Source organism: Micromonospora sp. HUAS YX12 (assembly GCF_040215685.1).
GTDB lineage: Bacteria > Actinomycetota > Actinomycetes > Mycobacteriales > Micromonosporaceae > Micromonospora > Micromonospora tulbaghiae.
The window spans coordinates 2,172,085-2,189,626 of sequence record NZ_CP157974.1; the positions used below are offsets into that span (position 1 = coordinate 2,172,085).

20 protein-coding genes are annotated in these 17,542 nt (G+C 72.6%); 10 read left to right on the forward strand and 10 right to left on the reverse strand.

Translation table 11 applies throughout. The annotated features are described in order from the left end of the window. Positions 1–62 precede the first annotated feature (62 nt). Entirely contained in the window at positions 63–890 is an 828-nt protein-coding gene (locus tag ABIH81_RS10635; RefSeq protein ID WP_349880128.1) for an NUDIX hydrolase, read from the forward strand. 74 nt (positions 891–964) lie between these two features. Here the strand turns inward: ABIH81_RS10635 and pstB are convergent, their stop codons facing one another. The 7 genes from pstB to ABIH81_RS10670 form a co-directional block, all read right to left on the reverse strand. Continuing rightward, the gene (gene pstB / locus ABIH81_RS10640) at positions 965–1,741 is read right to left on the reverse strand and encodes a phosphate ABC transporter ATP-binding protein PstB (RefSeq protein ID WP_349880129.1); all 777 of its coding nucleotides are present in this window, start codon (positions 1,739–1,741) and stop codon (positions 965–967) included. 20 nt (positions 1,742–1,761) lie between these two features. Then, on the reverse strand, positions 1,762–2,850 hold the full coding sequence (gene pstA, locus ABIH81_RS10645) for a phosphate ABC transporter permease PstA (protein WP_349880130.1): 1,089 nt from the start codon (positions 2,848–2,850) through the stop codon (positions 1,762–1,764). Further along, positions 2,847–3,932, reverse strand: a complete 1,086-nt coding sequence (gene pstC, locus ABIH81_RS10650) for a phosphate ABC transporter permease subunit PstC (RefSeq protein ID WP_349880131.1) — start codon at positions 3,930–3,932, stop codon at positions 2,847–2,849. The genes pstA and pstC overlap by 4 nt, the downstream gene beginning before the upstream one ends. A gap of 41 nt (positions 3,933–3,973) precedes the next feature. Then, positions 3,974–5,077: a phosphate ABC transporter substrate-binding protein PstS gene (gene pstS / locus ABIH81_RS10655; protein ID WP_349880132.1), complete on the reverse strand. Its 1,104-nt coding sequence runs from the start codon at positions 5,075–5,077 to the stop codon at positions 3,974–3,976. A gap of 233 nt (positions 5,078–5,310) precedes the next feature. Beyond that, entirely contained in the window at positions 5,311–6,249 is a 939-nt protein-coding gene (gene mshD / locus ABIH81_RS10660) for a mycothiol synthase (RefSeq protein ID WP_349880133.1), read from the reverse strand. 67 nt (positions 6,250–6,316) lie between these two features. Next, positions 6,317–7,171, reverse strand: a complete 855-nt coding sequence (locus ABIH81_RS10665) for a polysaccharide deacetylase family protein (RefSeq protein WP_349881066.1) — start codon at positions 7,169–7,171, stop codon at positions 6,317–6,319. Between the two features lie 150 nt (positions 7,172–7,321). Further along, positions 7,322–8,041: a response regulator transcription factor gene (locus ABIH81_RS10670; protein WP_349880134.1), complete on the reverse strand. Its 720-nt coding sequence runs from the start codon at positions 8,039–8,041 to the stop codon at positions 7,322–7,324. A gap of 246 nt (positions 8,042–8,287) precedes the next feature. On the opposite strand from ABIH81_RS10670, the gene ABIH81_RS10675 reads away from it, so the two are divergent. The 7 genes from ABIH81_RS10675 (at position 8,288) to ABIH81_RS10705 (ending at position 13,862) form a co-directional block, all read left to right on the forward strand. Beyond that, positions 8,288–9,337, forward strand: coding sequence for a hypothetical protein (locus ABIH81_RS10675; RefSeq protein WP_349880135.1), 1,050 nt, complete (start codon positions 8,288–8,290; stop codon positions 9,335–9,337). 79 nt (positions 9,338–9,416) lie between these two features. Next, entirely contained in the window at positions 9,417–10,199 is a 783-nt protein-coding gene (locus ABIH81_RS10680) for a DUF2993 domain-containing protein (RefSeq protein ID WP_349880136.1), read from the forward strand. Positions 10,200–10,302: 103 nt separating this feature from the next. Then, entirely contained in the window at positions 10,303–10,380 is a 78-nt protein-coding gene (locus tag ABIH81_RS10685; RefSeq protein ID WP_310503780.1) for an Ms5788A family Cys-rich leader peptide, read from the forward strand. A 206-nt stretch (positions 10,381–10,586) separates the two neighbouring features. Continuing rightward, a complete protein-coding gene (locus ABIH81_RS10690; RefSeq protein WP_349880137.1) occupies positions 10,587–11,435 on the forward strand; it encodes a sulfurtransferase in 849 nt (282 codons plus the stop codon). Further along, positions 11,435–11,773 carry a DUF1416 domain-containing protein gene (locus ABIH81_RS10695; RefSeq protein WP_349880138.1) on the forward strand — a complete coding sequence of 113 codons (339 nt, stop codon included), beginning with the start codon at positions 11,435–11,437 and terminating at the stop codon, positions 11,771–11,773. The genes ABIH81_RS10690 and ABIH81_RS10695 overlap by 1 nt, the downstream gene beginning before the upstream one ends. Before the next feature lie 130 nt (positions 11,774–11,903). Beyond that, complete coding sequence (locus ABIH81_RS10700) at positions 11,904–12,956, forward strand: hypothetical protein (RefSeq protein WP_349880139.1); 1,053 nt, start codon at positions 11,904–11,906, stop codon at positions 12,954–12,956. Between the two features lie 54 nt (positions 12,957–13,010). Beyond that, positions 13,011–13,862, forward strand: coding sequence for a hypothetical protein (locus tag ABIH81_RS10705; protein ID WP_349880140.1), 852 nt, complete (start codon positions 13,011–13,013; stop codon positions 13,860–13,862). A gap of 2 nt (positions 13,863–13,864) precedes the next feature. Here ABIH81_RS10705 and ABIH81_RS10710 read toward each other — a convergent pair whose 3' ends face one another. The 3 genes from ABIH81_RS10710 to ABIH81_RS10720 form a co-directional block, all read right to left on the reverse strand. Then, a complete protein-coding gene (locus ABIH81_RS10710; protein ID WP_349880141.1) occupies positions 13,865–15,943 on the reverse strand; it encodes a glycogen debranching N-terminal domain-containing protein in 2,079 nt (692 codons plus the stop codon). Beyond that, positions 15,940–16,323: an SCP2 sterol-binding domain-containing protein gene (locus tag ABIH81_RS10715; RefSeq protein WP_349880142.1), complete on the reverse strand. Its 384-nt coding sequence runs from the start codon at positions 16,321–16,323 to the stop codon at positions 15,940–15,942. The genes ABIH81_RS10710 and ABIH81_RS10715 overlap by 4 nt, the downstream gene beginning before the upstream one ends. A gap of 79 nt (positions 16,324–16,402) precedes the next feature. Then, positions 16,403–16,765 carry a DsrE family protein gene (locus tag ABIH81_RS10720; protein ID WP_349880143.1) on the reverse strand — a complete coding sequence of 121 codons (363 nt, stop codon included), beginning with the start codon at positions 16,763–16,765 and terminating at the stop codon, positions 16,403–16,405. Positions 16,766–16,788: 23 nt separating this feature from the next. On the opposite strand from ABIH81_RS10720, the gene mtfM reads away from it, so the two are divergent. Continuing rightward, the gene (gene mtfM, locus ABIH81_RS10725) at positions 16,789–16,893 is read left to right on the forward strand and encodes a small membrane protein MtfM (protein ID WP_013288813.1); all 105 of its coding nucleotides are present in this window, start codon (positions 16,789–16,791) and stop codon (positions 16,891–16,893) included. Between the two features lie 55 nt (positions 16,894–16,948). Beyond that, positions 16,949–17,539, forward strand: a complete 591-nt coding sequence (locus ABIH81_RS10730) for an FABP family protein (RefSeq protein ID WP_120572922.1) — start codon at positions 16,949–16,951, stop codon at positions 17,537–17,539. The last annotated feature ends 3 nt before the right edge of the window (positions 17,540–17,542 follow it).

Here is a 17,542-nt window from a genome sequence, read left to right on the forward strand (position 1 = left end):
CGGCGTGCACCCGCGCCCGGCCGCCCCGGGCCGGGCCGCCGGGCGGGAACTAGGCTCGGCGCATGACGATCGACGGCTTCGCCGCACCCCCCGCCCTGGTGGAGCACGCCCGCCGGTTCCGGGCCGAGGGCGCCGTACCGGCCGTGCCCCGGGTCGCCGCCACCGTGCTGCTGCTCCGCCCGGCCGGCGACGGGTTCGAGGTCTACATGATCCGCCGGGTGGCGGCGATGACGTTCGGCGGCATGTACGCCTTCCCCGGCGGCGGGGTGGACCGCTCCGACTCGGAGGCGCACCTCGGCTGGGCCGGCCCGGAGCCGGCGGCGTGGGGACGGCGGCTCCGGCTCGACCCGGCCGCCGCCCAGGCGGTGGTGTGCGCCGCCGCCCGCGAGGTCTTCGAGGAGGCGGGCGTGCTGCTCGCCGGCCCGGACCCCGACACGGTGGTCGGCGACGTGAGCGGCGACGACTGGGAGACGGCCCGGCAGGATCTGGAGGGACGGCGGGTCGGCTTCGCGGACCTGCTGGCCGGTCGCGGCCTGACGCTCCGGTCCGACCTGCTGCTGCCGTGGAGCCGGTGGATCACCCCCGAGTTCGAGCCGCGCCGCTTCGACACGTACTTCTTCGTAGCTTTGCTGCCCGAGGGACAGCGGACCCGGGACGTCTCCGGCGAGGCCGACCACACGCTGTGGCTGCGCCCGGCGGACGCCCTGGCCCGGGCGGAGGCCGGCGAGCTGACCATGCTGCCGCCCACCATGGTCACGCTCGCCGAGGTGGCCGCCGCCGACGACCTCCCCGGCGTGGCCCGAGCCGCGGCGGAGCGCGACCCGGGTACGCCGATCCTGCCCCACATCGAGGGACTGGACGGCGCCGAGCCGCGCTTCCTGCTGCGCTGACCTCGGCCGGCGGTGTTAAGAGGGGCCCCTTCCTCTACCGGAGGCGTTAACAGGGGCCCCCTCCTTACACCACCTCAGCCGAAGCGGCCCGTGATGTAGTCCTCGGTCTTCTTCTGGGCCGGGTTGCTGAAGATCTTCTGGGTGTTGTCGTACTCGATCAGGCGGCCCGGGTCGCCGGTCTTCTCGATCGAGAAGAAGGCGGTCCGGTCCGACACCCGGGCGGCCTGCTGCATGTTGTGCGTGACGATGATGATGGTGAACTTGTCCTTGAGCTGGAACATCAGATCCTCGATGGCCAGCGTGGAGATCGGGTCCAGCGCCGAGCAGGGCTCGTCCATCAGCACCACCTGCGGCTCGACCGCGATGGTGCGGGCGATGCAGAGCCGCTGCTGCTGACCGCCGGACAGGCCCGCGCCGGGCTTGCCGAGGCGGTCCTTCACCTCGTCCCACAGGTTCGCCGAGCGCAGCGCCCGCTCGGCCGCCTCCTCCAGGATCGACTTGCGCCGTACACCGTTGAGCCGCAGGCCCGCCACCACGTTCTCGAAGATGCTCATGGTGGGGAACGGGTTCGGCCGCTGGAAGACCATGCCGATCATCCGGCGGACCGCCGTGACGTCCACGTCGCGGTCGTAGATGTCCTGGTCGTCGATGGTGAGGCTGCCCTCGACCCGGGCGCCGGGCAGCACCTCGTGCATCCGGTTGATCGACCGCAGGAACGTGGACTTGCCGCAGCCGGACGGCCCGATCAGGGCGGTGACGGTCTTCGGCTCGACGGTCAGGTTGATGTTCTCGATCGCCTTGAACCCGCCGTAGTAGGCGGTCACGTTCGTGGCTTCGATGCGCTTGGCCATGGTGGCGGTACCTCCGGGATTCATCGGCCGAGCCGGTTACGACGGGCCAGCAGCTTCGCCGCGACGGTGAGGACGAGGACGAGGGCGACCAGGGTCAGCGCCGCTGTCCACGCCCGTGCCGGCGAGTACTTCGACGCCTCGCCGGCCTGCTGGTAGACGAAGAGGGCCAGCGACGACTGGTTGTTCTCGAACGGGTTGAAGTTGATCGCCGCGCCGCCGCCGGCGACGAGCAGCACCGGCGCGGTCTCGCCGGCGGCCCGCGCGATGGCGAGCATGATGCCGGTGACGATGCCGGGCAGCGCGGTCGGCAGCACGACCCGCAGGATGGTCTTCCACTTCGGCACGCCCAGGGCGTACGCGCCCTCGCGCAGCGGCGCCGGCACCAGCCGGAGCATCTCCTCGGTGGAGCGGACCACAGTGGGCAGCATCAGCACGCTCAGCGCCAGCGCGGCGGCGAAGCCGGAGAAGCCCGGCCGGCCGTCGTTGAACCACGGCGAGACGATCAGCACCCAGAAGGCCAGCACGAACAGGCCGGTGACGATCGACGGGATGCCGGTCATCACGTCCACGAAGAAGCGGATGGTGAACGCGAACCGGCCCCGGCCGTACTCGACGATGTAGATCGCGCAGAGCACGCCGAGCGGCACCGTGATCAGGGTGGCGATGCCCACCTGCTGCAACGTGCCGACGATCGCGTGGTACGCGCCGCCGTTCGCGTCCCGCGACCCGATGTTGTTCATCGAGGTGCCGAAGAAGTTCGCGTCCAGCCGCTCGGAGCCCTTGCTGACCAGCGTCCAGACCACCGAGGCCAGCGGCAGCACCGCGAGCACGAACGCGGAGTGGATCAGCGCGCTCCAGGTCCGGTTGCGGGCCGACCGGCGGCCCTCCACCGCGTTCGCCGCGACGAAGAGACCGGCCAGGTAGAGCAGCGCGCCGACCACCACGACCAGGACCGGGCCGCCGATGCCGGCGCCGTACACCAGGGCCGCCGCGAGCAGCAGCGCCGCGACGGCGATGGCCGGAGCGGCGTACGCGGGAAGCCGCCTCGCCCGCAGCGTGGCCGGCTGGGCCGGCGGGCGCGGGCGGCGGGGGGTGAGGGTAGTGGTCATGCGGCCGACTCCGTGAACTCGCGCCGCCGGTAGATGATCGCCCGCGCGGTGATGTTGACGATCAGCGTGATCGCGAACAGCACCAGGCCGGAGGCGATGAGCGCGCCCCGGCCGGTGTCGTTCGCCTCGGCGAACCGGTTGGCGATGTTCGCGGCGATCGAGTTGCCGCCGCTCTGCAGGATGTTGAACGAGATGGCGTACGTCGAGCCGAGCGTGAGTGCCAGCGCGATGGTCTCGCCCAGTGCCCGGCCCAGGCCGAGCATCACCGCGGCGATGACACCGGGCCGCCCGTACGGCAGGACCGCGGTGCGGATCATCTCCCAGCGGGTGGCGCCGAGCGCGAGCGCGGCCTCCTCGTTCGCGGTCGGGGTCTGCCGGAACACCTCGCGGGACAGCGAGGTGACGATCGGCAGCACCATGATGGCGAGCACCACCGAGCCGAGCAGGATCGAGTTGCCGTACGGGCCGTCGCCGAAGATCGGGATCCAGCCGAAGTACCTGTTCAGCCAGGTGGACAGGTCGGCCACCGGCTGGGCGAAGTAGTCCCGGCCCCAGAGGCCGAAGACCACGCTCGGCACGGCGGCCAGCAGGTCGATCAGGAAGCCCAGGGCGTTGCCGAGCCGCCGGGGCGCGTAGTGCGACAGGTACAGGGCGATGCCCAGCGCGACCGGCACCGCCATGAGCAGCGCCAGCAGCGAGCTCAGGACCGTGCCGAAGGCGAGCGCGCCGATGCCGAACTGCGGCGGGTCGTCGTTCGGGAACCAGCCCTCGAACGTCCAGAACGACTCGGTGTTGGCCCGCAGCGCCGGGACGGCCTTGGCGATCAGGAAGATCGCGATGGCCGCGATGACCACCAGGACCGTGGTGCCGGCGGCCAGGGTCAGGCCGCGGAACGCCCGTTCCGCGCCGAAGGCGCGGGCCCGGGGGAGGGCGCCGCCGCCACCGAGGCCACCGTCGGGGCGGCCCGGGTTACCGGGGCGCTCGGCCACACGCGCCGAGGCACCGGCGGGTCGCTCGTGGCTCGTGGCCACGGGGTTCCCGCCGGTGCCGGCGTGGGCCGAGCGGTGAGGGGTGTCACCCATCTGCTCGCTCGCTTCGTGTTGAGGAGGTGTCGGTCAGAGCGTCAGGAGAGGCTCTTGACCGCGGCCTCGACCTTGGTGCGGACGGTCTCGGGCAGCGGCGCGTAGCCCAGCTCGACGAGCTCCTTCTGCCCCTCGGCGCTGGCGGCGTGGCCGAGCAGGCCCTTGATCAGCGGCAGCTTGTCGGCGGCGAGGCCCTTGCTGCAGACGATCTCGTAGGTCGCCAGGACGATCGGGTACGCCCCGGCCTCCTTGGTGTTGTAGTCGATCGACATCTTCAGGTCGTTGCCCTGACCCTCGAACTTGGCGCCGGCGATGGTCTTGCCGGCCGAGTCCCCGGTCAGCTCGACGAACTCGCCGTTCCCGTTCTTGATCTTCGCCATCTTCAGGTCGGAGTTCTCGGCGTACGACCACTCGACGTAGCTGATGGTGCCGTCGGTGCTCTTGACCTTGCTGGCCACACCGTCGGACTTGGCCGCGCCGACGCCGCCCGGGGCCTTCCACGCCTTGGAGTTACCGAGCGTCCAGTCCGCCTCGGCGGTCTTGGAGAGGTACTTGGTGAAGTTGTCGGTGGTGCCCGACTCGTCGGAGCGGTGCACCGCCTGGATCGCGGTGGACGGCAGCTTGGCGTCCGGGTTGTCGGCCTTGATCGCCGGGTCGTCCCACTTGGTCACCTTGCCGGCGAAGATCTTCGCCAGGGTGGCCGGGCTGAACTGAAGGTTGTCCGCGCCGCCGACGTTGTAGACGACAGCGACCGGGCCGATGACCATCGGCAGGTTGAGCGCCTGGCCGCCGGTGCACTTGGCGTCGGCCTGCGGCTGCTCCTCGGGCTTGAGGGCGGAGTCCGAACCGGCGAAGTCGGCGGTGCCGGCGATGAAGGCCTGGATGCCGGCGCCCGAGCCGCTGGGCTCGTAGTTGATCGTGGTGCCGGAGCACTTCTGCTGGTACGCCTTGATCCACTCGGCCATGGCGTTCTTCTGGGCGGAGGAGCCCTGCGCGTTCAGCGTGCCCGTGGCGCAGTCCACCGCGGCGGCGGAGCCGGAGGCGGAGGCGCCGGCCGGCTCGTTGTTGTCCGAGCCGCAGGCGCTGAGACCGAGAACCGCGGTAAGAGCGAGACAGGCGATGGCGCCGTGCCGCTGGAGCTTCACTTCAGGGGTTTCCCTTCACGTCTTTGGTCAGGTCGCCCGGAGTGCCGGGGGCCGGCGCTGACCGGCTGACACGAAAGGTAGGAGGGCCAGGTGGACGGTTCGCCGGACGTAAGTGAACGCGCGGTGAACACGTCCGGCCGACGAGGTGGCCGTACGCTGAGGCGGGGCTGTCCATTTCGTGAACTAGCAGCCCGGCATCGCCTTTGTGGCGATTTTCCCGCGCCGGCGAGCGCTCAGCCGAGCTGGTAGTTGACGTGCGCGGACCAGCGCGCGAAGCCGAGCCGCTCGTAGAGCGCGACCGCGGCGGTGTTGCTCTCGTCCACGTAGAGCATCACCCGGTCCAGCCCGCGCTCGTCGCGCAGGTGGGTCAGGCCGGCGGCGGTGAGCACCCGGCCGAGCCCGCCCCGGTGCGCGGACGGGTCGACGCCCAGCACGTAGACCTCGCCGATCCGGGCCGACCCCGGCCGCTCGTGCACCTTCGTCCAGTGGAAGCCGAGCAGCCGCCCGGTGGCGGAGTCGACGGCGAGCAGGAACCCGGCCGGGTCGAACCACGGCTCGGCGATGCGGACCCGCAGGTCGTCGAGCGTCCACTTGCCCTGCTCGGGGTGCTGGGCGAAGGCGGCGTTGTTCACCGCCAGCCAGGCCTCGTCGTCCTCGCCGGGACGGAACGCGCGCAGCGTCACGCCGTCCGGCACGACCGGCGCCGGCAGTTCGGCGGTGAGCGGACGGCGCATCTGCCAGAGCACCCGCGCCCGGGAGAAGCCCAGGTCGACGGCCAGCGCGGCGGCTGACGGGTGGTCGCCGTGCGCCCAGGCGCGCAGCGGTCCGGGCGCGGCGGCCACCACGCCACGGGCCAGCGCCCGGCCGGAGCCCCGGCGCCGGTACGCCGGGTGCACGACCATCTCCACGCCGACGCCCTCGGCCGGGGCGGTGGTGTCGAGGTGCGCGTACCCGGTCAGGGTGCCGTCGGTGGTCCGGGCGGTGAGGTGCACGGCGGGCGCCTCGGGGTCGCGCAGCCGCAGCAGCACGTGCTCGTCGAGCGGGTCGGCGCCGTCGGCGTCACCGGCGGCGCGGGCCAGCGCCAGCACCTCGGCGACCTCGTCCGGCGTCAGCCGGTCCGCCCGGTCGATCCCGTCGGCCGCGGGACCACTCGTCGGCTCGGTGCTGCTCATCTGAGTCACGGTAGCGGCCGGCGGGCCGCGGTTCGCGCCGGACGACGACGGCGATCGGTGGCGCTCGTCACGGGCGGCCGACGGGCAGCGGCTCCAACTCGAACCGGGCCAGCAGTTCGGGCAGGAGTTGCTGCAACGCGCTGACGGTGCCGGAACGGTCCCCGCCCGCGTCGTGCATGAGCACGATCGCCCCCGGCCCCATCTGGGTGCGGATCCTCGTCTCGATGGCGAGCGCGCCCGGCGCCCGCCAGTCCGACGGGTCCACGCTCCAGTGCAGCGGGGTGAGACTCAGGTCGGCGCAGGCCGACATGATCGACGGCGTCCAGGCCCCGCCGGGCTGGCGGTAGTACGCGATCTGCGCGTCGGGCACGGCGGCCAGGATCGCGTCGTTGGTGCGCAGCAGGTCGGCCCGGATCGTCGCCGGGGATCGCTTGCCCAGGCCGATGTCGTGGTTCCAGGAGTGGTTGCACAGCGTGTGGCCCTCGGCCACGATCGACCGGACCAGATCCGGGTGGGCCTCGACGTTCTCGCCGACGACGCAGAACGTCGCCTTCACGCCGTACTGGGCCAGCAGCGCGAGCACCTGCGGGGTCCAGCGGGGATCGGGGCCGTCGTCGAACGTCAGCGCGACCCGGGACGAGCCGGTGGTGACCAGGGTTCCGTACGGACCGGCCCCGCCGGGCTCGACCGGGGCGGCGTCCGGCGCGGCGTCGGGGCTCGGCCGGGCGCTGGCCGTGCCACCCGGGAAGTCGGTGCTGGGTGGCTGCTCGCCGTAACGCGGCCCGTTGAGCGTGGTGGCGACTCCGGCGGCCGACGGATGCGGGTCGGGCACCAGGCTGCGGCCCAGCGCGAACGCCGACCCGAGCAGGCCGGCCAGCACGACGGTCACGAGCCCGGCGGCGCGCAGCGTCGAGCCCCGCATCAGCGGCACCGGCCGTTCGTCGCCCCCGTGTTCACCGCACGCACCGCTGCCCCCTTAGCCCGACAATTCCGGCAGCCAGGATATGGCTGACTGATCGGGCAAAAAGGGCATACAAGAAAAGTGCCCTCTAGCGGGGTGGAGCGTGGGCGGTCAGACCGGCAGCGGGGCGGGTTCCGACTCCGGCAGCGAGCGCGACGGCGGGACGACGAACTTGTAGCCCACCTGGCGGACGGTGCCGATCATCGACTCGTACTCCGAGCCGAGCTTGGCGCGCAGCCGCCGTACGTGCACGTCCACCGTCCGGGTGCCGCCGAAGTAGTCGTAGCCCCAGACCTCGCGCAGCAACTGGTCCCGGGTGAACACCCGCCCCGGGTGCTGGGCCAGGAACTTCAACAGCTCGAACTCCTTGTACGTGAGGTCGAGCGGCCGGCCCTTCAGCTTGGCGGCGTACGTGTCCGGGTCGATGTTCAGCTCGCCGGCCCGGATCGAGCCGCCGGCGCCCGCGGTGGCGTTACTGAGCCGGCCGACCGCGAGCCGCAGGCGGGCCTCCACCTCGGCCGGCCCGGCGCCGGCCAGGATCACGTCGTCGACGCCCCAGTCCGCGTTCAGCGCGATCAGCCCGGCCTCGGTGACGACCGCGACGAGCGGTACGCCGAGCCCGGTGGCGTGCAGCATCCGGCACGTGGCGCGCGCCTCGCTCAGCTCGGAGCGGGCGTCCACCAGGACGGCGTCCGGGGTCGGGCCGGAGACCAGCGTGCGGACGTCGCGGGGTGCGGTGCGAACCGAGTGCGGCAGCAGGTCGAGTGCCGGCAGCACCGCCGCTGGCTCGCCGGCCCGCGCGGTCACGAGCAGCAGGAGCTCCACGATCACCTCCGTCCCGGCGGCCTTCCGGCCGCGCGCGACCAGCGACACGCCCGGGTGGGGGGCGGCACTGTGAACTTGCGTGGGTCCCGGCGTCGTCGACGGGCGGGTAACGGCCTGAGCGTAACCGATGGACCGGCCGTCACCTTCGTGCGATTTACCGTTTGCCCTTTCTGCCCTCGATCGCGGCGCAGGTTTTAACGTCGCCGAAACCGGGACCTCCGCCGAGCCGCCCGGGTCTGGCACGATCGGGGCGTGTTTCCCTCCACCTCGCGCGACATCGGTCGTGAACCGTGGGCCGACGACCCGTCCGCCGGGCCGTCCGGCCCCGCCCGTGGCTACCCGCCTGCCCCGCGTACCGGCCCCGCCGAGGAGGAGGGCGAGCGGCCGGAACGCAAGGGCCCGCGCCGGCTGCGCAAGGGCGGCCCCGGCCGGCGTCCCGACGACGAGTCCGACGAGGAGCCCGAGGAGGAGGTGCCTCCGGTCCCGGTCCGCCGCCCCCTGGCGCTCACCGTGGCCGGCTTCGCCGCGCTGCTCGGCGTCGGCCTGGTGCTGGGCGCGCAGACCTCGGGCCCGGGGCACCGGCTGCCGTTCACCGCGATCATCTTCGGCGTCCAGCTGCTGTTCGTGCTGGCCTGGACGATGGCCATGCGGCCGCCCGCGCTGCTCGTCGTCGCGCTCGTCAGCGCCGCGACGGCGGCGATCGCCGACGTCGCCGCCGTGCAGTCGGACATCGCCGGCCTGGCCCCGCTCGGCTACGCCGCCGCGGCCGGTTTCCTGCTCGCCGTGCTGGGGCAGCTCGTACGGCGGGTGGACCGGGTCCGGGTGACCGACTCGCTCGGCGGCACCCTGCTCATCGTGGTGGGCGTGGTCGCCTTCGGCACGCTCGTCGTGCTCAGCCGGATCCCCAAGGGCACCCAGGCCATCACGGTCTGCCTCACCGCCGCCGGGGTGGCGTTGCTCGTCGCCCGGCTCACCGACGCGGTGGCGCCGTGGCCCCGGCTCGCCCCGCAGGTGCCGCGCGGCGCGGCGGGCGTGGTCGTCGGCGCCATGCTCGGCACGCTCACCAGCGCCGTCCTCGGCAGCTACCTGGTCGGTTTCACCCCGACCAGCGCCGCCCTGGTCGGGGTGGTCAGCGCGGCCACCGCCGTCCTGGCCGACCTCGCGGTGGGGTACGCCGAGGCGGGCCGGCTGATGGCCGGTGAACCGCCGACGATGTGGGTGGCCCGGCACATGCAGGGGCCGCTGGGCGGGTTCGCGCTTGCCGCGCCCGCCGCGTACGCCATGTGCGTGCTGTTCCTCTGACGCGGTTGGGGAAGATTCGCCTCGGGTAAGTACGGTTGCGCCGCGAGGCGCGGTGACGGCGGCGAGGACTGGAGGCGGCGTGGCAGAGGCGTATCCGGCGGAGGGCCGACCCCGGCGACGGGGCCGGAAGGTGCTGATCGGCTTCCTCGTCCTGCTGCTGGTGCTGGCCGGTCTGCTCGTCGTCGCCGACCGGGTCGCCGCCGGCGTGGCCGAGCGCGCCATCGCCGACCAGGTCCGGCAGGAGATCGCCAAGCAGGACGCGCAGTCCGCCGCGCCGCAGGTCGAGGTGGGTGGCTTCCCCTTCCTCACCCAGGTGCTCGACGGCCGGTACGAGCGCATCTCGATCCAGCTCACCGACGTGCGCGGCGACGTGCAGGGCGACGCGGTCGAGGTGCCGAAGCTCGACGTGGACGCGCGCAACGTGACCGCCTCGCTGGACACGCTGCGCTCGGGCCGGGGCGACGTGGTGGCCGAGAGCGTGGACGGGCGGGGCACCGTCACCTACGAGAGCCTGGCCAAGCTGCTGGACCGGCCCGGGCTGATGCTGGGCGAGCGCAACGGCAAGCTCGCCGTCACCGCCCCGGTGGACGTCCTCGGCATCAAGCTCACCGTCAACGGCACCGCCGACGTCACGGTGGCCGGCAACAAGGTGGCGCTGCGCTTCAACGACCTCACCGCGGACGGCCTGCCGAACGTGCCGCTGGCACGGGCCGCGCTGACCCGGTACGCGCAGGGCATCTCGATCGACGTGCCGCTGCCGGAGCTGCCGTTCCAGCTCAACCTGCGCAAGGTCGAACCGAGGCCGGAGGGCCTGGTGGTCACGGCGGACGCGGCGAACGTGCCGATCAACTCCGCCGGCTGAAAGCCGGCCTGCCGTCAACTCCGCCGGCTGAATGCCACCCTGCCGTCCCGGATGCTGGTCGGCCTGGTGGCAGCTGTCGCCTCGGCTGGTAACCTCCCTGCCCATGGGGACCCACCTCACCAAACGGCGCGCGGTCGACCTGTGCCGCGTGGCCACCTGCCTGTGTCGCCCCGTCATCTGACGGCGGGGCTGTCTCCGGCCGCCTGAACGGCGGTCACCCAGGGTCCACGAACCTTTCCCGGTTCCCCTCCCTCAACGCCCGGCAGCGGCGCCGTCGCACGTACCCGTGATCCGTTCCTAGCTCAGGGTCCGCGTGTGGTGCGACAACCATCGACATCGATCTCCACGCGCAGGCTCACCAAACCATCCTCACCAGGGAGTGATCTGATGAGTCGCGACACCGCACTCGTCTCGGCCGAGTGGGCCGAGAAGAACCTCGGCGCCCCCGGCGTCGTCTTCGTCGAGGTCGACGAGGACACCTCGGCCTACGAGACCGGGCACATCGCCGGTGCCGTCAAGCTCGACTGGCGCACCGACCTCCAGGACCAGGTCCGCCGGGACTTCGTCAACAAGAGCCAGTTCGAGGCGCTGCTGTCCGACCGGGGCATCGCCAACGACGACACCGTGATCCTGTACGGCGGCAACAACAACTGGTTCGCCGCGTACGCGTACTGGTACTTCAAGCTCTACGGCCACCGCGACGTGAAGCTGCTCGACGGCGGCCGCAAGAAGTGGGAGCTGGACGCCCGTCCGCTCGTCACCGACGCGGTGGAGCGGCCGAAGACGCAGTACGTCGCGCAGGAGCCGGACACCTCGATCCGCGCGTTCCGCGACGAGGTGGTCGACGCGATCGGCACCAAGAACCTGGTCGACGTGCGCAGCCCCGACGAGTTCGCGGGCCGCCTGCTCGCCCCCGCCCACCTGCCGCAGGAGCAGGCGCAGCGGGCCGGCCACATCCCGACCGCGATCAGCGTCCCGTGGTCGAAGGCGGCCAACGAGGACGGCACGTTCAAGTCCGACGACGAGCTGCGCAAGATCTACGCCGACGCCGGGCTGGACGACGGCAAGGAGACGATCGCGTACTGCCGGATCGGCGAGCGTTCCTCGCACAGCTGGTTCGTGCTCCAGGAGCTGCTCGGGCACCGCAACGTGAAGAACTACGACGGCTCCTGGACCGAGTACGGCTCGCTCGTCGGCGTGCCGGTGGCGCTCGGCGACGAGCCGGGGGAGGCCTGATGACCGCCGCCTCCGCCGCCTCGACGGCTGCCGCCGGCTGCGCCGCGCCGGACCAGTCCGCCCCCCTCCCGGCGAGCCTGGACCTGGAGAAGGAGACAGTCATCACCGGCCGCGTGCTGGCCGAGTCCGGTGAGGTCGTGCCGGGCGCCTACGTGCGCCTGCTCGACTCGACCGGCGAGTTCACCGCCGAGGTGGTGACGTCGGCGGCCGGGCAGTTCCGGTTCTTCGCCGCGCCCGGCTCGTGGACGCTGCGGGCCCTGTCCCGCCACGGCAACGGCGACACCGCCGTGGCCGCGGCCCGCGGGATCAACGAGGTGACCGTCTCGGTCACCGCCTGACCCACGCTGGAGATCGTGGCCCGCCGCCCACCCGGGTGGCGGGCCACGAGCCGTTCCGGCGACTGTGCGTCCCGACCGTGGCTGGCAGTCTGGACGGCGGCGCGCCCCGGACGCGCCGGAGGGGGATCAGGTGCCCGACGACGCCGCTGCCCACGCCCGCCGCTATCTGATCGACTTCATCGACGGCAACCGGGGCGAGGAGGTCGTCCGCGAACTCCAGCGCACCGACGCGTCCGGCCGGCGGCGCCCGTTCGACGTCTCGGTGGCCAGCCTCGACACCGATCTGTCGTTCCTCACCAAGCGGGCCACGCTCGTCACGGCCAAGCTGGTCCTGTCCCAGCCGGGCGGCGAGCACTGCTATCTGGCCCACCGGGAGATCTGCAAGAGGTGCGGCGAGGATCCGGATCGCTGCGGCCCGCGCTGCCGGTACGAGGACATCCGGATCGACCAGCTCTTCGCCGAGTGCGACGACCTGGGCCGCCTCGGCGCGTACCTGCGGGACTGCGCGCCGCTGCTGGAGCTGGGCCAGCTGGTCTACTTCCCGCAGACCTTCCGCCGCAGCCACCTGGAGTCGCGCGCGCCGGACGCACAGTCCACCTCGTCGCTGTTCGACACATCAGGCCGGATCGAGCTGGGCGACAACCCGGACCGCACGCTCGACCTGATCGTCAAGGGGCATCGGGTCGTCGACGTGCCGAGCGGGGATCCGGTGAAGGCGCGGCTGGTCACCCCGCTGCTCCAGCTCGACCTGCCGATGCTGGAGGGCACGTCGCTGCGGGACTACTGCGCCATCCTGACCCAGGAGGGCGACGCGCTCGCCGCGACCCAGGCGTACCTGCGGGGCCGGATGCTGGAGGTCGACACCGACCCGGACCGCGCGCTGGTACAGCTCGTGAAGCTCGACGCGGAGATCCAGGAGGGGGTGCGGGCGGCCCGGGCCGAGGTCGCCCGGGTGGCCCGGCGCTCGGCCGTGCAGGCCGCAGGAGCGGCGGTGGCGACTGTCGCGGCGACGCTGGTGGCGGTCGAGGGCACCCATCTGGCGCCGGTGCTCGGCATGCTGGGCGCGGGCGGGTTCTTCTCCGCCGTGCTCGCCGCCGACCAGTACGCCGACCGTCGCGGCGAGCTGCGGCAGCGCCCCTTCTACCTGCTGTGGCTGCTGTCCCGCCGGTCGGAGCCGGTCTGAGCGAGGTGCCGAGGCGCGGCCGGGCGGCTCGCCCGTCCGTGACACCATGGCCGGGTGACTGCCGTCGAGACGGGCTACGCCCCGCCCACCCCGCCCGGCCGGCCCGGCCCCGGCGGCCGACGCCGGCTGCGCTGGCTGACGGTCGCCACCGTGGCGTGGGCCGTGCTGCTCGCGGGTCTGACCTGGTGGTCGGTGCGCACCGACGCGCCGACGGTCAAGGAGCAGCGGTCGCTGGACCAGGCCGGCCCGGTGGTGGACCGGGCGATCGGCGAGCTGACCGCCGCGGTCGGCACCGCGGGCGTACCGGCGCTCCTGCCGGACCGGCTGGAGCGCGGCTGCCGGATCACGCCGATGGACGACGGCGCCACGCTGCAGCGCGGCGTCGAGGTGGCGATCGGCGGCGACGACGTACGCGAGGTGCTGCGCGGCATCGCCGACCGGCTGCCGTCGGGCTGGCGGGCCGGCGTGTCGACGCTCGACGGCGAACCGCTGCTGCGCGCCGACGCGGGCGAGTTCGTCGCGGTCGAGGGCCGGGCCGGTGGCCCGGGCCGGGTGCTGCTCACCGCGGACACCGGTTGCCGCCCGGCGGGCTCCGGCTACCGGGCCCCGTCCGCCGACGCGGCCGCCGAGTCGGCCGTGCTGGCGTCGGCGCTGGGCCGGTGGGGCGGCGCGACCGGGCCGGTCCAGGTGCTGACCGCGCCCTGCCCGGGTGGCGGGACCGCCCGCACGGCCCGGTCCGAGGCCGCAGCGCCGGCCGACCAGTCGCTGGCCGCCGCGTTCGGCGTCGGCGCCGCGCCGGTGGTGGACTCGGCCGACGCGTACGCACGCCCGGGCGACCCGGCGGTGCTGGCGCTGCGGGCCGGTGAGCGGGTCCGGGCGGCGGTCACCACGCCCTGCCGGGCCTGACGTCAGCCGCCGGGCAGGGTGAGCGCCGGTGGCGACGGCTGTTCCTCGTGCGGCTCTCGGCTGCGGCCCAGCGCGTCCACCCGGCCCCAGCGGCCCGGGATGTCGAGCAGTTCCACCCGGCCCATCCCGGGTGGCACGGCCGGGTCGATGATCAGGTGATCGCCCTGCGGTTCCAGTCCCAGGATCACCCGTAGCAGCAGCAGCGGCGTGCCGGCGGACCACGCCTGCGGGCTGCACGCGGTGGGGTACTCCACCGGGTAGTCGGTGAGGCCGCGCTCGTAGCCGGCGAACACCTCGGGCAGCCGCCCGTCGAAGTAGTGCGACGCGCTGAGCAGAGCGTCGCAGATCCGGCCGGCCTGCTGGCGGAAGCCGTACCGCCACAGGCCCCAGGCGATGATCGAGTTGTCGAACGGCCACACCGTGCCGACGTGGTAGCCGACCGGGTTGTACCGGACCTGGTCGTCGGCGAGCGTCCGCACACCCCACCCGGAGAACAGGCGTGGGCCGAGCAGATGGGCGGCGACGGCGGGGGCGCGGGCCTCGTCGACGATGCCGCTCCACAGCAGGTGACCGATGTTGGAGGTGAGCGCGTCCACCTGGCGGCCCAGCGGGTCGAGCGCCAGCGCGTAGTACTCGCGGTCCGCGATCCAGAAGTCGCGGTTGAACCGTTCCTTCAGCGCCGCCGCCTCGTGTTCCAGCCGGTCGGCGTACGTCGGGTCGTTCCAGTACGTGCGGGCCAGACGGGCGCCGCGCAGCTTCGCGTCGTACGCGTACCCCTGGAGTTCGCACGTGGCCCGGGGGAACTCGGGCATTCGCCCGTCGGCGTAGGAGATGGCGTCCGGCGAGTCCTTCCAGCACTGGTTCGGCAGGCCGGTCTCCGGGTTCCGCGACATGTACCAGACGTAACCGGTGCCGAGCAGGTCGCCGTACGTGTCCAGCCAGGTCAGCGCCGCCCGCGTCTCGTGCTCCAGCTTGCGTACCAGGTCGGCGTCGCCGGTCCACCGCTCGTACTCGTCGAGCAGGATCACGAACAGCGCCGTGGTGTCGGCGGCGCCGTAGTACGGCGAGTGCGGCTGCTCCTCGAAGCCGGCGGTCTCGCCGTAGCGCAGCTCGTGCAGGATCTTGCCGGGCTCCTCGTCCCGGAAGTCGTCGACCCGGCTGCCCTGGAGTCCGGCGAGCATGACGATCGTGGGCTTGACCAGCTCGGGCAGGAACGGCAGCACCTGCAGCGAGGTGAAGATGCTGTCCCGGCCGAACAGCGTCATGAACCAGGGCAGGCCGGCGGCGAGCAACCGGACGCCGAGCGTGATCGACTCGTACCGGAGGGCGGCCAGGTCGTTGAGGCTGCGCCGGTACGCCCCGGCCAGCGGCTCGCAGTCGCAGCCCAGCTTCGGCGCCCGGCTGATCAGCTCGCTCTGCTCCGCCTCGATGTCGGCCGCCGTCCGCTGGCCGCCCAGCGGCAGGATGGCGCGGATGTCCTCGCCCCGCGCGCCGTAGATGACCGTGTCGATGTGCAGCCGGGTGGTCCACTCGCCGTGCGGGGCGACCCGGATCCGGAACGTCATCCCGCTCTCGTCGACCTCGGCCGGCGCGCTGCTGGTCACCAGCGTCTCGCGGTGGAACGCCTGCCGGCGGTAGGTCAGCCGCAGCGCGTTCGTCTCCATGCTGAGCGTGGTGGTGCCCTTCTTGTCCCGCTTGTGCTTGATCTCGAAGAGGTCGGCGAAGTCGGAGCCGATCTCCAGCCGGAGCCGCAACTCCATCTCCTGCTCGGAGTGGCTGAGCAGGGTCAGTTCCTCGTCCAGGCTGCCGCCGATCGCGCGGCTGCGGATCACCGAGACCTTGGCGTCCAGGTAGTGCGTCGGCTCGCCGGGGACCAGGAAGAACCGCGTCCTGTACGACAGCGAGTCGTCGACGGAGAGCGCGTGCAGGGGTTCCCCGTCGAGGGTGAGGATCCAGGTGGAGAGGAACCGGGTGTCGAAGGAGAACAGCCCGGTGGGGAAGTCGTACGACGGCTGGATGTTGCCGCGATAGTCGCTGACCAGGAACGTGTTGCCGTCGAGGATGCTGACCCGCTCCTTCACGCCAGCCGCCGGACGTGTTCGCGGGCGGCGTCCCGCGGATCCCGTACGCCGGGCAGGGTCGGCAGGAACCGGCGGAACGCCAGGAACAGCACGACGTGCCCGCTGAACGTCGCCTCGTTGCGCAGCACCGCGGCCATTCCGGCCTCCCGGCCGGTGACCAGCTTCTCGAACAGTTCCCCGGAGAGGGTGAGCACGCTGTCGGCCTGCCGTTGCTGCTCCTGACTCACCTGGGCCGATCCGGGGGCCAGCGTGACGTACCAGTGTTCGGTGCGGTTGCCGTCGGCCAGGTCGATCTGGAGCGTGCCGGCGATCGGGCTGTTCAGCACTGACGCGGCGCGCGCCGGAAGCGACGCGAAGAACTGTCGGATGGCCTCACTCACATTCGCATGGTAGGCAGCATCCGGACATGTCGGGCCGGGATCGGCCCACCGGGCAGAATGGACAACCCGGGCGGGTTGGTCAGTAGACCAGCGCCTGCGCGCCCTCGGCCATCGCTTCCTCGACGAACACCGCGGCCCCCGCGATGCGTACGCCGGGGATGACGTCGTCCGGGCCGATGTTCCGCCGGGCCGCGCACTGGCTGCAGGCGGTCACCCGGCCCGTGGTCAGGACCACGTGCAGCAGCTCGCCGAGCGGCGCGGAGTGCGGCAGCTCGAACGTCTCCGCCCGCCCGGGGAGCGCGAACCAGGTGGACTCGCCGGTGAGCCAGAGCGAGACGTCCACCCCGGCCGCGGCTGCGGTGGAGGCGACCGTGAACGCCTGGGCGCAGCGTTCCGGGGAGTCCGCGCCGGCGGTGGCCTTGACGACGAGAGTGCGCGCCATGCCCCCAGCATAGGATGGTCCGGATGGTTACCGAGATCGGGTTCGTCAGCCTGCTGGTCGCCGGCCTGGGCGCGCTCGCCGGTGGCCTGGTCTATGTCGCAGTGCGAATCGCTAGAGGTAAATGGTGAGCGCGAGGAGTGAGCCGGTTTTGCGAGCCCCGCAGTCGCGAACGAAGGTGGCGCTGTGAATAGTGAGAATCCGCTTCAGCCGCCGTGGTTGAACGCGCCGCCGGTCGACCCGTACCCGTACGAGGAGAGCCACGACCTGCGCGTCGGCCCGAAGCTGCATCCGAGCCTGGACGGCCTGCTGCCGTACGTCGGGGTGTGGCGTGGCCGGGGCCGGGGTGGGTTCCCGACGATCGAGGACTTCGACTACGCGCAGGAGATCCGGATCAGCCACGACGGCCGGCCGTTCCTGTTCTACGAGTCGCGGGCCTGGATCCTGGACGAGCAGAGCCGCCCGGTCCGCCCCGCCGGCCGTGAGGTGGGCTGGTGGCGTCCGGTGCTCGACGGTGAGCGGGTGACCGACGAGCTGGAGGCGCTGATGACCACGCCGACCGGCGTGATGGAGCTGCACATCGGCAAGCGCAAGGGCACCCAGATCGAGTTCGCCACCGACGCGGTCGTGCGTACCGCGACGGCGAAGGAGGTCACCGCCGGTGCCCGCCTGTTCGGCATCGTCGAGGGCGCTTTGCTCTACGCCCAGGAGATGGCCGCCGTGGGCCAGCCCTTGAGCCCGCACCTCTCCGCCCGCCTGACCCGGGTGGCCGGCTGACCG

Excerpts from the sequence above, each read along its gene's own strand:
- ABIH81_RS10635 (WP_349880128.1), top strand. The coding sequence starts at position 63 with ATGACGATCGACGGCTTCGCCGCACCCCCCGCCCTGGTGGAGCACGCC.
- pstB (WP_349880129.1), bottom strand. The coding sequence starts at position 1,741 with ATGGCCAAGCGCATCGAAGCCACGAACGTGACCGCCTACTACGGCGGG.
- pstA (WP_349880130.1), bottom strand. The coding sequence starts at position 2,850 with ATGACCACTACCCTCACCCCCCGCCGCCCGCGCCCGCCGGCCCAGCCG.
- pstC (WP_349880131.1), bottom strand. The coding sequence starts at position 3,932 with ATGGGTGACACCCCTCACCGCTCGGCCCACGCCGGCACCGGCGGGAAC.
- mshD (WP_349880133.1), bottom strand. The coding sequence starts at position 6,249 with ATGAGCAGCACCGAGCCGACGAGTGGTCCCGCGGCCGACGGGATCGAC.
- ABIH81_RS10665 (WP_349881066.1), bottom strand. The coding sequence starts at position 7,171 with ATGCGGGGCTCGACGCTGCGCGCCGCCGGGCTCGTGACCGTCGTGCTG.
- ABIH81_RS10685 (WP_310503780.1), top strand. The coding sequence starts at position 10,303 with ATGGGGACCCACCTCACCAAACGGCGCGCGGTCGACCTGTGCCGCGTG.
- ABIH81_RS10690 (WP_349880137.1), top strand. The coding sequence starts at position 10,587 with ATGAGTCGCGACACCGCACTCGTCTCGGCCGAGTGGGCCGAGAAGAAC.
- ABIH81_RS10695 (WP_349880138.1), top strand. The coding sequence starts at position 11,435 with ATGACCGCCGCCTCCGCCGCCTCGACGGCTGCCGCCGGCTGCGCCGCG.
- ABIH81_RS10720 (WP_349880143.1), bottom strand. The coding sequence starts at position 16,765 with ATGGCGCGCACTCTCGTCGTCAAGGCCACCGCCGGCGCGGACTCCCCG.
- mtfM (WP_013288813.1), top strand. The coding sequence starts at position 16,789 with ATGGTTACCGAGATCGGGTTCGTCAGCCTGCTGGTCGCCGGCCTGGGC.